Origin of the sequence: Proteus sp. LHD240705, assembly GCF_047921555.1 — a bacterium.
Classification (GTDB): domain Bacteria; phylum Pseudomonadota; class Gammaproteobacteria; order Enterobacterales; family Enterobacteriaceae; genus Proteus.
The window spans coordinates 494,081-508,847 of sequence record NZ_JBLRMI010000001.1 but is presented as its reverse complement, the minus strand read 5'-3'; the positions used below and the strand labels follow the sequence as shown (position 1 = coordinate 508,847).

The 14,767-nt window shown below is 37.0% G+C and carries 15 protein-coding genes; 4 read left to right on the top strand and 11 right to left on the bottom strand.

Translation table 11 applies throughout. The features are described 5' to 3' along the window. Window positions 1-35: 35 nt before the first annotated feature. From ACNART_RS02390 to ACNART_RS02370, 5 genes are all read right to left on the bottom strand, one after another. Entirely contained in the window at window positions 36-881 is an 846-nt protein-coding gene (locus tag ACNART_RS02390) for a siderophore-interacting protein (RefSeq protein ID WP_198619953.1), read from the bottom strand. A gap of 392 nt (window positions 882-1,273) precedes the next feature. Beyond that, on the bottom strand, window positions 1,274-1,657 hold the full coding sequence (locus tag ACNART_RS02385) for a DUF805 domain-containing protein (protein WP_198619954.1): 384 nt from the start codon (window positions 1,655-1,657) through the stop codon (window positions 1,274-1,276). A 671-nt stretch (window positions 1,658-2,328) separates the two neighbouring features. Further along, window positions 2,329-2,490 carry a DUF2474 domain-containing protein gene (locus ACNART_RS02380; RefSeq protein ID WP_109372179.1) on the bottom strand — a complete coding sequence of 54 codons (162 nt, stop codon included), beginning with the start codon at window positions 2,488-2,490 and terminating at the stop codon, window positions 2,329-2,331. Next, complete coding sequence (gene cydB, locus ACNART_RS02375; RefSeq protein ID WP_198619956.1) at window positions 2,471-3,478, bottom strand: cytochrome d ubiquinol oxidase subunit II; 1,008 nt, start codon at window positions 3,476-3,478, stop codon at window positions 2,471-2,473. The genes ACNART_RS02380 and cydB overlap by 20 nt, the downstream gene beginning before the upstream one ends. Then, window positions 3,468-4,802, bottom strand: a complete 1,335-nt coding sequence (locus ACNART_RS02370; protein WP_198619957.1) for a cytochrome ubiquinol oxidase subunit I — start codon at window positions 4,800-4,802, stop codon at window positions 3,468-3,470. Before ACNART_RS02370 ends, cydB begins: the two co-directional genes overlap by 11 nt. A 136-nt stretch (window positions 4,803-4,938) precedes the next feature. Between ACNART_RS02370 and ACNART_RS02365 the strand changes: the two genes are divergently transcribed. Both ACNART_RS02365 and ACNART_RS02360 read left to right on the top strand, forming a co-directional pair. Continuing rightward, window positions 4,939-6,354, top strand: a complete 1,416-nt coding sequence (locus ACNART_RS02365) for a PLP-dependent aminotransferase family protein (RefSeq protein WP_198619958.1) — start codon at window positions 4,939-4,941, stop codon at window positions 6,352-6,354. Window positions 6,355-6,468: 114 nt separating this feature from the next. Continuing rightward, window positions 6,469-7,038: a HutD family protein gene (locus ACNART_RS02360; RefSeq protein WP_368926620.1), complete on the top strand. Its 570-nt coding sequence runs from the start codon at window positions 6,469-6,471 to the stop codon at window positions 7,036-7,038. A 57-nt stretch (window positions 7,039-7,095) separates the two neighbouring features. On the opposite strand, the gene ACNART_RS02355 is transcribed toward ACNART_RS02360, so the two are convergent. Further along, a complete protein-coding gene (locus tag ACNART_RS02355) occupies window positions 7,096-7,707 on the bottom strand; it encodes a LysE family translocator (RefSeq protein WP_198632178.1) in 612 nt (203 codons plus the stop codon). Between the two features lie 161 nt (window positions 7,708-7,868). Between ACNART_RS02355 and ACNART_RS02350 the strand changes: the two genes are divergently transcribed. Further along, entirely contained in the window at window positions 7,869-8,333 is a 465-nt protein-coding gene (locus ACNART_RS02350) for an Lrp/AsnC family transcriptional regulator (protein ID WP_023582027.1), read from the top strand. Between the two features lie 103 nt (window positions 8,334-8,436). Here the strand turns inward: ACNART_RS02350 and ACNART_RS02345 are convergent, their stop codons facing one another. Both ACNART_RS02345 and bla read right to left on the bottom strand, forming a co-directional pair. Further along, a complete protein-coding gene (locus tag ACNART_RS02345; RefSeq protein WP_198625688.1) occupies window positions 8,437-8,661 on the bottom strand; it encodes a hypothetical protein in 225 nt (74 codons plus the stop codon). 179 nt (window positions 8,662-8,840) lie between these two features. After that, a complete protein-coding gene (gene bla / locus ACNART_RS02340) occupies window positions 8,841-9,737 on the bottom strand; it encodes a class A beta-lactamase (protein ID WP_368926906.1) in 897 nt (298 codons plus the stop codon). Between the two features lie 171 nt (window positions 9,738-9,908). On the opposite strand from bla, the gene ACNART_RS02335 reads away from it, so the two are divergent. Next, window positions 9,909-10,787 carry a LysR substrate-binding domain-containing protein gene (locus tag ACNART_RS02335; RefSeq protein ID WP_198630012.1) on the top strand — a complete coding sequence of 293 codons (879 nt, stop codon included), beginning with the start codon at window positions 9,909-9,911 and terminating at the stop codon, window positions 10,785-10,787. A gap of 69 nt (window positions 10,788-10,856) precedes the next feature. Here ACNART_RS02335 and lhgO read toward each other — a convergent pair whose 3' ends face one another. The 3 genes from lhgO to ACNART_RS02320 are packed head-to-tail and all read right to left on the bottom strand — an operon-like array spanning window position 10,857 to window position 14,756. Beyond that, window positions 10,857-12,059, bottom strand: coding sequence for an L-2-hydroxyglutarate oxidase (gene lhgO / locus ACNART_RS02330; protein WP_368926622.1), 1,203 nt, complete (start codon window positions 12,057-12,059; stop codon window positions 10,857-10,859). A gap of 15 nt (window positions 12,060-12,074) precedes the next feature. Next, entirely contained in the window at window positions 12,075-12,788 is a 714-nt protein-coding gene (locus ACNART_RS02325) for a FadR/GntR family transcriptional regulator (protein ID WP_368926624.1), read from the bottom strand. Continuing rightward, entirely contained in the window at window positions 12,789-14,756 is a 1,968-nt protein-coding gene (locus ACNART_RS02320) for a TRAP transporter permease (protein WP_109372193.1), read from the bottom strand. It abuts the gene before it with no gap. Between the last annotated feature and the right edge of the window lie 11 nt (window positions 14,757-14,767).

The following is a 14,767-nucleotide window of genomic DNA, read 5'->3' as shown; positions in this document are numbered from 1 at the left end:
CCTGTACAGCCAACGATTAGCCTTTAATTTATCGCTTAGCTTACATCTTCGTTATCCATAACATGGTGACGTTCAGCATGATAGCCTTCTTCGTCATAACCAAAACGCCAATAAGGAACGGCATAAATCAAGCTACGATCGTAACCATTATCACGACGAATATGGCGTCTTAATGCACGAATAATTTTGTCTTCACCTGCAATCCAAAATGCCACATCTTCAGCAGGTAATTCCCACGACATAAATTCATTAATTAAGTTTTGAGTTTGTTCTTCAACAGAACCAATTAACCAGATTATCTCTAAGCCACTAGGACGTTTAATTTCTTGGCGATGCGTTTCGTCTTCTACTCGTATAACGACTTTCCCTTGAACATTAGGCTGCATGGCTTCAATTAAAGCCATTAAAGCAGGTAATGAACTTGGATCTGCTGCCATATAGTAATGTGACGCTGGTGCTAATAAAGGCTCAGGGCCACCTGGATTAGTGATCCCAATATAGTCGCCTTGCTTAGCATTTAGCGCAAAATGAATAGCGGGGCCTGCATCGTTATGTACTGCAAATTCAATATCTAACTCTTTTTGTTCAGGGCGAATAGCGCGAACACTATAAGTACGTACAATCGATCTTGGTTCACCTTCAGGCCATTTAGGGCCTTTTTCAGAAAAGCCTGGGACTGTTGGTTTAACTTGGCCTTCTAAAGGTAAGAATATTTTTAAATGTGCCCCCGCAGTATCTGTTGGGTAAGTATTTAAATCATCACTCGTAAAGGTGATACAACGCATTCCCGGTGTAACATCAGTAATGCGCTTTACTTGAACTAGGCGAGGAGGCGCTGGTTTATAAATACTCTTTTCTTGAGGTGTTTTTTTGTTACTCACGTTTTTTTACCTGACTCATTTAATTGTTTTATTGACGTAGATATTATCATTTTCAATTAATAATGATAGTCATTATCAAAATTAACGTTGATTTAGTAAACGAATGCGTATTTTTTACTTATGTCTAGTGATTAGGTTCAAATTAACAATAAAGAAAAAAACTTAAAAATCAATGTAATAAGCTTAATGTAATAACTCTAAGGCATTAATTAAAAAGTCAGAGATAAATAAAAATACTAAATTACAATACAGAGGGAGGTGAATTGGTGTTCTTTTTTTAACGAAGGAATATTTTCAGATGGTTGTAACAAAGGAAGGAAAATCAATTAATACAGTGAGTAAACTTAATAGTAGGTATACTCACTGTATTGTCATATTAATTCAGCACTAGATTAAGCTTTTGGATCTGGACCAAATCTGTTGTCACCTTTAGTACCCTCAAGGCACATAAAGACAAAAACAATTAATCCACCAACAGCAGGAATAAATGCAAGTAAGAACATCCAACCTGATTTATCTTGATCGTGGAAACGACGAATAGTCACTGCAAGACTAGGTATGATAATTGCTAAAGAATAAATACCTATAATAATACCTGCAATTGAACCTAGTGAACTCATTTCACCTGTATTCATATCTACTGATGAAATTAAAATAGCGTATAGAACAGTAATAATAATGGTATTTACTAGAGTAAACATCCAATATTCTTTTCTGCGAGCACGGCCTGAAAAGTTAGCGTAATTATTTTTAATGACTTCCAAATACCAATTCATGACTTCATCCTTAATTTAGTAGCAACAATACGTAAGCCTAGTGTAAGAGATCTTTCTTAGCAATTAAGATAAATCTAAATTATCAAAATATGTATTTTGAACAGATATTATCCATATCCACACTTTTAATAGGGTGTGGATTTAATTCTTGAATTAATCATATGAGCATACCTGAATGACACATTCAGCGTGTCTTTATAGAATAATACAGATATGGATCCTCTAGGCGCCGATATCATAATTACTTTGGAAGCCTAATTCAACATTCATTCTATCTTATTTCTAGAGAGAAGGCTTTTTATAGGATTATTTATATTTTTATTTATCGTAATACATGCATAAAAAAGATTTTATCTCTTATTGTTAATCAAAAATGATGTATTTAAAATGATTTTATCAAGGAGTTTGATTTAAATTTAGTTAATCATGGAAGAATAAAAATATTTGTTTTTGTATTTTCTTTTATAAAAAAATTATTTATATAAAATTAGCTGTTAAAAGAGCATTCTAATAAGAATAGGTTAAGTTTTAATGACATTACACGGTAACCCACTATCTTAAATAAAGATAAAAGGGCTGAAGATAACTTCAGCCCTTTCTTTACTTCACTTCTATTTTATAGCTTACCATATTCGGCGCTAGTTAATTATATTGCTGTATGTACTTTGCCTTTACTTGACTTTCATTCCGGCTAACGTCATTAAGAAACGGAAGAGGGAAGACACAGCAAATAAGGCTAAAACACTACAAAACCAAATTGTAATCAACCATCCCCATTTTTTTAATAATGAGGGTTTACTTTGTATTTGTGGATCAGTGATAACCTTCTTCATAATTTGTTTTTCCTCTGAAAACGTAATAACTCCAGAATGTGTAAACGAGAATAATTGGAATAATAAACAATGCGCCAACTAGCATAAACCCTTGACTTTCTGGTGGTGCAGATGCTTCTACAAAACTAATTGCAGGTGGAATAATGTTAGGCCAAATGCTTATGCCTAATCCTGCAAAGCCTAAGAAAATTAAAGCCAGCGCACCAAAGAAAGGAAGGTAATGTCCTTGTTTTTTCACTGAGCGTAAAATTAACCAAGTGCTGTACAACACTAAAAGAGGAACAGGTAAAAAGAAGAACAGATTTGGTAATGTGAACCAACGTTCAGCAATTGCAGGTTGCGCTAATGGTGTCCATGCACTGACGGCTGCAATGACTGCAAGCATAATGAGTGTGAGAGGTTTAGCGACCTTATATAGACTCTGTTGTAAATGACCTTCGGTTTTCATAATCAGCCAGCCACATCCTAATAATGAATAGGCGATAACTAATCCAAATCCACAAAAGAGTGCAAAAGGGGATAACCAGTCAAAATAGCTACCCGCAAAGGCGCGATTAACAACCGGCAAACCTTGAACAACGCTACCCACGACAACACCTTGCATAAAGGTGGCTAAGATAGAGCCAAAGATAAATGCTTTATTCCAAAAGCCTTTATGACTGTCATCTGCTTTAAAACGAAATTCAAAAGCGACACCACGGAAAATTAATGCGACAAGCATTAAGGTTAAAGGCATTGCCAAGGCATCAAGAATAACCGCGTAAGCTAATGGGAAGGCACCAAATAATGAAGCTCCACCTAGGACTAACCATGTTTCGTTACCATCCCATACAGGGGCAACAGTATTCATCATTAAGTCACGATCTTGGTCACTTTTAATAAATGGATAAAGCATACCGATACCAAGATCGAAACCATCCATTACGATATACATTAACGTACTAAATACGATAATGATGAACCAAATAACTGGTAAATCAATTCCCATGATGAACCTCCGGTGTACCTTTACGGATTAGTTTTAACATATAGGCATATCCAATACCGAATACAGACCCATAAACAACTAAGAAGATCAGCAGGCTTATACTCATATGCATTTCGCCATGTGCAGATACGGCATCTCGTGTTCGTTGTACGCCATAAACAACCCAAGGTTGACGTCCTACTTCTGTTGTAAACCAACCAGCAAGAATAGCGATAAGACCCGAAGGCGCCATTAAGAAAGTTAAGCGTAAGAAAGCTTTAGATTCATAAAGTTTCTTTTTATATCGCAGCCAAGTTCCCCATACACCAACTAAAATCATTAACATCCCAAGGCCAACCATAATGCGGAAAGACCAGAAGACGATAAGTGAGTTTGGTCGATCTTCTTTAGGAAACTCTTTTAATGCCGGAACTTGTTTTTCTAAGCTGTGAGTTAAGATCATGCTGCCAAGATAAGGAATTTCTATCTTATATTTCGTTTCTTCAGCATCCATATCAGGCACACCAAAGAGAATTAACGGTGTTGCTTCTCCTGGTTCATTTTCCCAGTGACCTTCAATAGCGGCGATTTTAGCGGGTTGATGTTTTAAGGTGTTTAAACCATGAACATCTCCAATGAGTGCTTGAATTGGTGCTAAAATTAAAATCATCCATAAAGACATTGAAAGCATTTTTTTCATTGCAGATGTTTTATGGCCTTTGAGTAGATGCCATGAAGCAGATGCAGCAATAAAGAAGGCGGAAGCAAGGAAAGCTGCAACACCCATATGAGCAAGGCGATAAGGGAACGATGGGTTAAAAATAACGGCGATCCAATCTACCGGAACGACTTGGTTATTTATAATTTCAAATCCTTGCGGTGTTTGCATCCAGCTATTTGAAGCCAAGATCCAAAACGTAGACATTAATGTGCCTAATGCCACCATACAGGTTGCGAAAAAGTGAAGTTTTTCACCTACTTTATTCCAGCCAAACAGCATCACACCTAAGAAACCAGCTTCTAAGAAGAAAGCGGTAAGTACTTCATAAGTGAGTAGAGGGCCTGTAATTGAGCCAGCAAAATCAGAGAAAAAGCTCCAGTTGGTTCCAAATTGATAGGCCATAACCAAACCAGAGACAACGCCCATAGCAAAGTTAACAGCGAATATTTTTGACCAAAAATGGAATAGCGCTAAATAATCCTTATTGCGAGTTTTTAACCATAAACCTTCCAATACGGCTAAAAAGCTAGCCAGTCCGATCGTAATTGCGGGAAAGATAATATGGAAAGAAACTGTGAACGCAAACTGGATACGCGCCAAATCAAAGGCACTTAACCCAAGCATAAAAACCTCGTTTTATTGATATAAAAATGTAAATTGCAGGTAAAACGTGTGGATTAGTAGACCATATGACAGTAAGCTATAATAGTGACAATAAGTTTAAAAATGACTATAACAGTTTTGAGGTAAACAGTTTTATATGACTCGATATGAACAGCTTGCATCGCAAATACGCCAACAAATTGAAGATAATATCTGGCAATCTGGCGACCGTTTACCTTCATTGCGGGATACGGTGAAACAATCAGGTTTAAGTTTAATGACTGTTTTACAATCGTACCAGTTATTAGAAAGCCAAGGATGGATAACAGCGCGACCACAATCAGGTTATTACGTTGCACATCGTAATAACCGTTTCGGTCAAGTAACCGCTAGCAAAGGGCTACACATGAGTGAAAATGTTGAAATTAGCACCTCTATTTTCAATGTACTTCAAGCGTGTAAAGATCCTGAAATTATTCCTTTTGGTTCCGCTTTCCCCGATCCCAGCCTATTTATTCAGCCTAAATTAAGTAGCGCATTGGCTTCTGCTGCAAGGCATTTAGCGCCTCAAAGTTCAGTGATCAATCTACCACCAGGAAATGAAAAGTTACGCCGTAACATTGCGCAACGCTATGCATTACAAGGAATTCATGTCTCTCCAGATGAAATTGTGATTACTGCTGGTGCAATGGAATCACTCAGTTTTAGTTTGCAAGCCGTTACCGAACCGGGTGACTGGGTCGTGATTGAATCACCTGCATTTTATGGTGCATTACAAGCCATTGAGCGTTTACGATTAAAAGCGATTGCCATTAGAACAGATCCAGTAACAGGAATTTGTTTAGATGAACTCGAAAAAGTGGTTGAGCAATACGATATTAAAGCCTGTTGGTTGATGAGTCATTGTCAAAATCCATTAGGTGGAACAATGCCTGATGAAAATAAAATAAAGCTGGTGGATATATTAGCGAAGAAACAGATAACGCTAATCGAAGACGATGTCTATGGCGAACTCTATAACAGCCAGAAAGCACCTATGCCAGTAAAAGGTTTTGATAAAACAAATAGCGTTTTACATTGCGCTTCTTTTTCTAAATGCCTTGCACCGGGATTTCGTGTGGGTTGGGTTGCAGCTGGAAAACATGCAACAAAAATACAGCAGTTGCAAATGATGAGTACAGTATCTGCGAGTATGCCAACACAACAAGCTATTGCCGATTATTTGTCACAAGGTGGCTATGATACGCATCTTCGCCGATTAAGATTATTATTAGAACAAAGGCGTTATCGTATGTTACAAGCGATACAAACGCATTTATCAGAAGATGTAAAAGTGAATATTCCATCAGGAGGATATTTTCTCTGGTTAGAATTTGAATCAACATTTGATGCGAATAAACTCTATCATTTTGCATTAGAGAGAGGTGTCAGTATTGCGCCAGGTTCAATGTTTTCCACCAGCTCTCAATTTAATCATGCATTTCGTTTAAACTCTTCTTTTCAATGGAATAGTCGTACTGAAAAAGGAATGGAAATTATTGGAGAAGGGTGCAGAAAATTACGACGTAAATAGCTGACGCCAGCGCACATTTTTAAAAGTTAACTATTGATTTATTGACGGTAATCTCCAATGATTGATCCCTAACCTCATTATCAGACTGATAGCCAGATATTGAAGGAGGATACAATGAAGCTACGTTGTTTTGATCAACAAGAGTTACCGTTTATATCATGGAATAATCAAAAAGGCACAACGCAAGAAATTGTGTGCTGGCCAGTTAATAATGATTTTTCATGGCGAGCGTGTTTAACCTCTATCGAAGAGAATAGCTCATTAGGACAGTTTCCTGACATTGAACGGCAAATAGTGCTATTAGAAGGTAATGGCATCAATTTAAATAGCCCTGGTTTTCTTAATCATTCCGTTACTGACTCTTATCAGCCTTTTGATTTTTCAGGTGATATTCCTGTTAAATCTGAACTTATTAAAGGCAGCGTAAAGTGCCTAAATATTATGGTGCGTCGGACATGTTGGAAAGCAGAGACGACCTTAATAACACAACCGCTTATTTTACCTAGTTCTCATGCAGGATTAATTTATGTCACTCAAGGTGAATGGACTTTAATTGGCGCGACTTGCCAGCGTTTATCAAAAGGACAAGGGGCTTGGTGGTTACCTGATATTCGAGAAGGTGAAATAAGACCGTTAACCGCAAACTGTCAATTATTATGGGCAGATATTCGACCACTTAAATAGAGGGCATTCTTGTGGTCAAATTCTGATTAGAATAATAAATAGTGCTTAGGATTAAGGCTAATTTAAAGCCAGATTAATTGCTGCAAATGTGAGTAATCCACCCGCGATGCCATCGTTATAGCGGCGACGTTTTTCACTTAAACCGCCTTTTAAGCCAATATAAGCAAAAAAGGTGCCGAGCAAACCATAAATAATTAAGCAAGTCGTGATAAATATCCCAGATAACAGCAATGATTGTGTTGCGATATCATTATGATTATCAATAAAGTTTGGTAAAATAGCGAGATAAACTAATAGTCCTTTAGGATTAAGAAAACTGGTTAAAAAACCTTTACGAAATAAGTGTGAGGTTTTTGAGGCATTGAGGGCTAATTGACCTTTTTTGCAGGCGGATATCAACATTTTGACTGCAAGATAACTGATATAAAACACACCAACCCATTTGAGTAAATGAAATAAAATGGGTGATGCTGACACTAAGGCGGCAAGCCCTAATGCGCTTAGTAATGCATGGGTTAAATAGCCTGATATAACGCCAGCGTTGGCAACCCATGCAGATTTCATACCGCCTGATAGCCCTTGAGATGAGATAAAAAGAATATCGGGCCCAGGTGTGCAGATAAGCGGTAGAACCGTTAATGCGAATAATAATAAAGTGTTAAATTCCATCTTTTCACCTGATAGAGATAGTTTAAGAGAAATATCGTTTTTGCTGTGAAATTTAGCGGAAAGATTATATGATGTTTTCGAAAAAATCGGGTTGCTTTGTTGCTAACAAAAAGAATTAATTGGCAATAAAATTCCATAAATAGAATTAAGGTTAATCTTTGATGTCAATAAAATTAGATAAGATAGATAAACATATTTTGCAGGTGCTTCAACGTGATGGCAAAATCCAGAACATTGAGCTGGCAAAAGAGGTTGGACTCTCACCTTCTCCTTGTCTTCGTCGCGTGCGTTTACTTGAAGAATCTGGTGTGATCACTCGTTATGTTGCTGTATTAGATGGTAGTAAGGTTGATGCAGGGTTATCTTTATTTGCAAGAATTTGGTTTAGAGCACAAGATGCTGAAACTATTGAAGAATTTGTAAAGGCTATCAAGGTATTACCTGAAGTGGTTGAGTGTCATTTAATGGCAGGCGAATGCGATGCGCTAATTCGAATTGTGACGAAAGATTTAGCAACGTATCGTCGCTTCCATGCCGATTATTTAACACAAATTCCAAGCATCCAAAGTATAAAAACAGAAGTACCAATGGAAACGGTAAAAGTGAGTTTTGCTTTGCCACTTTAATTTTCTAAACAGTTAGGTTTAGTTGATTTTAAATTATCACACGATATTCTTAGTCGAGAAAGCCTCTAGTTAAAGTTAACGGAGGCTTTTTTATAACTATAAGTTAAATTATCCAGCTTTTAATAAAACGATATATTTCTGGTGTATAAAGCAACATACAAATAAATAATGATGCACCAATAAAATAGATATCAAATGACCAAGTACATAAAGAGACGATAATTAACATTAATATTGTAAGAGTGACGATACAAAGTCTGATCTGTGTAAGAGTTATTTGACCTGCACACGATAATAACTCACCAATTAACTCAAAAAAATCGGACATCTTACTTCCTTAAAATAAATCCATTTAATAGAATTAAGTATATTAGGCTTATTTATTACAGTCTAATTTTTTATCTTTAAGTTATTTTACTTATATTGTTCCGTGTACTCTTGTAATAATAGAGCTAATAAGTAGCTCTATTATATTTAATTTCCTGTTTAGATTATCAATAAAGAAATTTATTTTTTTTGAGATAAATTGGAAAATTCTTTTGTTACAATCTCTGTGGTTTTCACAATAATATCTTTACGGTATTTTGCATCTTGTTCTTGTTGTGTGAAATAGACCACTAAAATTAATGGTGCATGGTTTTTAGGCCAAATAACGGCGATATCATTAGTCGTACCATAATCACCACTGCCAGTTTTATCCCCAACAATCCAGTGTTTTGGTAAACCCGCTTTAATACTGTGATCACCTGTTGTATTGCCTTTTAACCAAGTAACAAGCTGTTGACGTTGAGATTGACCTAATGCGTCACCTAATGTCAATGCTTGAAGGCTTTTAGCCATAGCAATTGGAGAAGTCGTATCACGAGGATCACCATGAATTGCTGTATTTAATTCAGGCTCTTTACGATCTAGGCGATAAGTTACATCATTAATTGAACGTGCAAATTGAGTGACTTTGGCTGGACCACCTAAATAATCTAAGATTTTATTCATTGCTGTATTATCGCTATATTGCAACGTAGCAGCACTTAATTGAGCTAAAGACATTCCTGTTACTAAATGTTTTTCTGTAATAGGGCTGTAAGCAACTAAGTCGGATTTTTTAATTGTAATATTCTTATCTAATAATCCCGCTTGTTTTTCACTCTCTTTTAAAACTGCCGCAACAGCCATAACCTTACTTGTACTTGCCATCGCAAAACGTTCTTCACCACGATATGTTATTTGTGAATTATCTTCCGTGTTGATTAAAGCAACACCTAAACGACCTTGGCTATATTTTTCAAGCGTACTTAATTGCTCTTCAATCGTATTATTGGTGTTAGCCCATAACATTGGAGATACCAATAGAGATATTAATGAAACTGCAATCGTCGCTGTTTGGCGAAATGTTGTTTTAAACATAGTCATTGTTGCTCATATTAAGTTAATAAAGAAAATATCAATATAAATAGACAGTTATTGAGTAGATATAGAGCCGTTTATTTATGAGGTGCAATATCCTATTTAATTGATTTATTGACAATCGATAATAAATCACCTTAGCCTATAGAAAATCTAATGGCTAAAAATATTATGCGAACTCATCTTCCCCTAAATGCATTACGTGCATTTGAAGCTTCAGCAAGGCACCTTAATTTCACCAAAGCGGCATTAGAGCTGTATGTCACTCAAGGTGCTGTTAGCCAACAAGTGAGAATGTTAGAAGAGCGACTTGGCGTTATTCTTTTTAAGCGTTTACCCCGTGGCTTAGAAATGACGGATGATGCCCAGATTTTATTTTCTGTGTTAACAACGGCTTTTAGTGATATTGAGCGTGTATTTAAGCAATTTGAACGTGGTGAATATCGCGATGTTGTTTCAATTGCGGCTGTTGGCACATTTGCGGTGGGATGGTTATTACCTAGATTAGCTGAATTTAGGCAGTTATATCCAAGAATAGAATTAAATTTAAGAACAAATAATAATGTGGTTAATTTGGCTACTGAAGGATTAGATTTTGCGATTCGATTTGGTGAAGGTTTATGGCCATTGACACATAATAAAGCGTTATTTTCTGCGCCATTAACGGTGTTATGTTCATCAGATACAGCGAAACGTTTACAACATCCGACAGATTTAATAAATGAAAACTTATATCGCTCTTATCGAGAAGATGAGTGGTTACAATGGTTTGAAAAAGCAAAGATGCCGCCGATAAAAATAACAGGCTCTATTTTTGACTCTTCACGCTTAATGATTGAAAGCGCAATTTATGAAGGGGGTGTTGCATTAGCACCCGCAAAAATGTTTTCAAGAGAAATTAAAAATGGTCAGTTAGTACAACCCTTTAAAATAGAAGTTGAATTGGGAAAATATTGGCTAACATATTTAAAATCAAAGCCAATGACAGCATCAATGGAAATATTTCAGCAATGGCTAATGAATGAAGCGCTAAAAGAAATCAGTGAATGATATAAAAATAAAAAAGCACTGATTAATCTCAGTGCCATTTGTTGTTTTTACTTGCATATATTTTTTCAATTACAAAGAAAAATGCTCTTTTACTATTTCTCTGCCTATTTCAATAGATGCGGTTGCAGCAGGTGATGGAGCATTACAAACATGCAGCGAGCGTTTGCCTTTTACAAAATGAAAATCATCTACTAATTTCCCTTCACGAGTTAACGCTTGGGCTCTAACACCCGCAGGACCTGGATGAATATCTGCTTCACGTAAATCAGGAATGAGTTTCTGTGCATTTGCAGTAAATAATTTACGTGAATATGAGCGGCGAAGCTCTGCCATTCCTTCACCTAAATAATTTCCAGCAATTTTCCAAAATCCTTTATAAGTCAGCACTTCAGTGAGATCTTTTAAGTTAATATCACTTTTTTTATAGCCTTCACGCTTAAATGCTAATACTGCGTTAGGTCCAACATCACGATGCCCGTTATACATACGCGTAAAGTGTACACCTAAGAAAGGAAAATCAGGATTAGGAACAGGGTAGATAAGATGGTTTACTAAGTAGTTTTTATTAGCATTAATCATAAAATATTCACCACGGAATGGGACTATTTTCATTCCTGTGTCATAACCTGCCATTTTAGCAATACGATCACTAAATAAGCCGGCGCAATTAATCAACCATTTACCTGTAAATTGATTATTGGATGTTGTGACAGTAACAGTATCATCGGTTTCATTAATTGCTGTCACCGTTTGTCCAAATGCAAATTCACCGCCTCGTGATTGAATAATTTCAACGTGTTTTGCTGCAATTTCAGGGTAATTCACAATACCTGCATCAGGAACTAATAGAGCCGCGATACCATTGACATAAGGTTCTCTGACTTTAAGTTCAGATTCAGTCATTTTGATAACTTCAAGCCCGTTTTCAATGCCACGTTGATAGATATTTTCTAACGCTTTTAACTCTTTTTCATTGGTAGCAACAATAACTTTGCCACAACGATCATAATAGAGATTATGTTGTTGGCAAAACGCATATGTCGTAATGTTGCCTTGTTTTGCCAGCCTTGCTTTAAGGCTCCCTGGTGTGTAATAAATACCGGAATGAACAACATTACTGTTATGCCCACTTTGGTGAGCAGCAGGGCCTGACTCTTTATCAATCACTAGCAATTTCAGCTCAGGTTGACTCTCTTGTAGCGCACTTGCAACCCCTAATCCAACTAATCCCGCACCAATAATAATCACGTCATAAGCCATAATATTATCCATTTTATAAATTTTAAATTAACAGGGTTCTTGTTGTAATCGCTTTAATTTGCCACGTACATTGGTTAAATGAAGACGCATTCTATGGCTTGTTTCATCGTGATCTTGTTGGCGTATTGATTCGACAATTGCCTCATGTTCCGCAATCACTCGCTCAATTTCAGTATCTCGTCCTTTGTTTTTACTTAGCGAATACATTAATACGCCAAGGTAGAGTTCGTGTAAGTTATCTAAGATCTGGACAAAAAAAGAGTTATGAGAGGCAACCATAATAGAACGATGAAATTGATAGTCCTCTTTATGACCAATACTTTTGTTCTGTCTTGTTGCTAAAACAAAGGCATCGTGGGCGTTTTCGATAGCGCGTAATTCTTCTGGTGTTCGACGTAAAGCGGCAATAGCTGCCGCTTCATGTTCAATGACCTCACGCATTTCGAGCAGTGAATCTATCTCTTCAGGGCAAGCAATTTCCATTACCAATGGTTCATATTTACTGAGTATAGAATGGTCAATTACACGGCGACCACCCCCTTGGCGTGAAGTTACTATGCCACTGGCTTCTAAGACACCTAATGCTTCTCTGATGGGAACTCGACTGACGCCAAAGGCGTCAGCAAGTACATTTTCAGAGGGTAACTTTTCACCAATAGGGTAAGTCCCGTTACTAATATTTTGCTTTATCTGCTCAAGAATTTGATGCGACACTTTTTGGCGTGAGATCTTTTGTATCATCTAGTTTTCTCCAGATGCATGCTCCATATTGGCTAACTGTTTTTTAGACCGTAATAAATGGAATGCACCCGTTAATAGGATCAAGGCGACACCTAAAAGGTCGGTATATAAGCCCGGTTTAATCATTAGAATTGCCGCTGCTGCAAATGCAATACGCTCAAACCATGTTGTTTTAATCATCCAGAAGTTTGCCGTTGCGATACTGAGTGCATAAATTCCGATTAATGCACTAATAATCATTAATCCAATTGAAAGTACACCTAAATTATCACCTTGCATCAGTAAAGCAGGGTTATAGACTAAAATAAACGGAATAATAAAACCGGGAAGTGCTAAACGAACCGCATCCCATGATGTTTGCATTGGATCAGCTCTAGCAATACTGGCCGCGGTATAACTTGCTAATGCTACGGGTGGTGTAATATTGGATAAAGCTCCGAACCAGAAAACAAAGAAGTGAGCCGCTAAAGGCATAACACCCGCTTTAATTAAGATAGGTGACACTGTAACGGCTACGACAATATATAACGCCGTTGAAGGTAAACCCATACTTAATACAATGCACACTAGCATAACGACTAATAAGATCATCCATAATGTGTTATCTGTCATTGAGACGATATTGAATGCCAATGTTGCACCGATACCTGTCATTGTCACAACACAGATGATGACACCGATTGCAGCACAAGCGACAGTCACTTGAACAGATCCACGAGCCGCTTCCGCTAAGGCGTCAGCTACTTTAGTTAATGTCATACGGACTGATTTATCAGGCGTTATCCAACTTGCGACAATAATGGTCAGAATACCTAAGAAGCCTGCATAAATAGGTGTTTTACCCACTAATAAAGTGCCAATAACAATAACTAAAGGTAGTAATAATAAACCACGCGCTTTTAATACCGCTTTAACTTGTGGAATATTCTCTTTACTTAAACCTTTTAATCCTTGTTTTTTGGCTTCGATATCAATCGCCATAATTAAAGCTGCGTAATATAACAACGCTGGAATAATCGCTGCAATAACAATAGTGGTATAAGAAATGCCTAAAAAGCCCGCCATAATAAATGCGGCAGCACCCATAATAGGTGGCATTATCATACCGCCTGTTGATGCTGTTGCTTCTACGGCACCCGCAAAGCGAGGCGTTAATCCAATGCTTTTCATTAAAGGAATGGTAAAAGTCCCCGTTGTTGCTACGTTGGCGACAGCACTTCCGCTTAATGAACCTGTTAATGCAGATGAAATAACAGCGACTTGAGCAGGACCACCTCGGCGACGACCCGCAAGAGCAAGTGCTAAGTCATTAAACAGGGCTGTTGCGCCACTGACACTTAAGAACGATCCAAAAAGAATAAAGACAACAATCGCTGTCGAGGCTGTTGAAAGGGTGATCCCAAAAATACCTTCACTGGTCATAAATAAACGGTATAACAATCTTTCTACAGAAAATCCGGCATGACCGAAAATACCCATAAAATACTGACCAAATAAAGCATAGATAATGGCAAAAGTTGCAAGCCCTGGAATGAAATACCCAGTGGTTCTTCTTGCTGCTTCAAACAGTACAATAATACCCAGTATTGCCATGACATAATCGGTAGTGTTGGGAATACTTTTTCTTACAACATGAAGATCGACGTAATTAAAGAAAAAATATCCATAACTGATTAATGTTAAAGCAATAAAAAGATAATCCCATCCATTAAATTTAGGCGTTGAAAAACGCTTAGAGAATGGAAACAGAATAAAGCCTAGAATTAAAATACCGCTAAGAAAAATAGTATTACGGTAAAATTCTTGAGTATTTGATAATGCGTTGGAATAAATAGCGTAAAGCGAAATTAATATTGCAAGAGTCGTGGTAATTTTCAGGTAAATACCTGCAAGTTGGCGATTGCCGGAGCTTGCTTCTTTATCTAATGCAGGTGGCTCTACCGGAGTTAGGTGGTCATTGTTAGTCATAACTCACTCCT

What these genes read in the sequence shown, in the direction of transcription:
- ACNART_RS02385 (WP_198619954.1), bottom strand. Translation starts at nt 1,657, where the DNA reads ATGAATTGGTATTTGGAAGTCATTAAAAATAATTACGCTAACTTTTCA.
- ACNART_RS02380 (WP_109372179.1), bottom strand. Translation starts at nt 2,490, where the DNA reads ATGAAGAAGGTTATCACTGATCCACAAATACAAAGTAAACCCTCATTA.
- cydB (WP_198619956.1), bottom strand. Translation starts at nt 3,478, where the DNA reads ATGGGAATTGATTTACCAGTTATTTGGTTCATCATTATCGTATTTAGT.
- ACNART_RS02370 (WP_198619957.1), bottom strand. Translation starts at nt 4,802, where the DNA reads ATGCTTGGGTTAAGTGCCTTTGATTTGGCGCGTATCCAGTTTGCGTTC.
- ACNART_RS02365 (WP_198619958.1), top strand. Translation starts at nt 4,939, where the DNA reads ATGACTCGATATGAACAGCTTGCATCGCAAATACGCCAACAAATTGAA.
- ACNART_RS02360 (WP_368926620.1), top strand. Translation starts at nt 6,469, where the DNA reads ATGAAGCTACGTTGTTTTGATCAACAAGAGTTACCGTTTATATCATGG.
- ACNART_RS02355 (WP_198632178.1), bottom strand. Translation starts at nt 7,707, where the DNA reads ATGGAATTTAACACTTTATTATTATTCGCATTAACGGTTCTACCGCTT.
- ACNART_RS02350 (WP_023582027.1), top strand. Translation starts at nt 7,869, where the DNA reads ATGTCAATAAAATTAGATAAGATAGATAAACATATTTTGCAGGTGCTT.
- ACNART_RS02345 (WP_198625688.1), bottom strand. Translation starts at nt 8,661, where the DNA reads ATGTCCGATTTTTTTGAGTTAATTGGTGAGTTATTATCGTGTGCAGGT.
- bla (WP_368926906.1), bottom strand. Translation starts at nt 9,737, where the DNA reads ATGTTTAAAACAACATTTCGCCAAACAGCGACGATTGCAGTTTCATTA.
- ACNART_RS02335 (WP_198630012.1), top strand. Translation starts at nt 9,909, where the DNA reads ATGCGAACTCATCTTCCCCTAAATGCATTACGTGCATTTGAAGCTTCA.
- lhgO (WP_368926622.1), bottom strand. Translation starts at nt 12,059, where the DNA reads ATGGATAATATTATGGCTTATGACGTGATTATTATTGGTGCGGGATTA.
- ACNART_RS02325 (WP_368926624.1), bottom strand. Translation starts at nt 12,788, where the DNA reads ATGATACAAAAGATCTCACGCCAAAAAGTGTCGCATCAAATTCTTGAG.
- ACNART_RS02320 (WP_109372193.1), bottom strand. Translation starts at nt 14,756, where the DNA reads ATGACTAACAATGACCACCTAACTCCGGTAGAGCCACCTGCATTAGAT.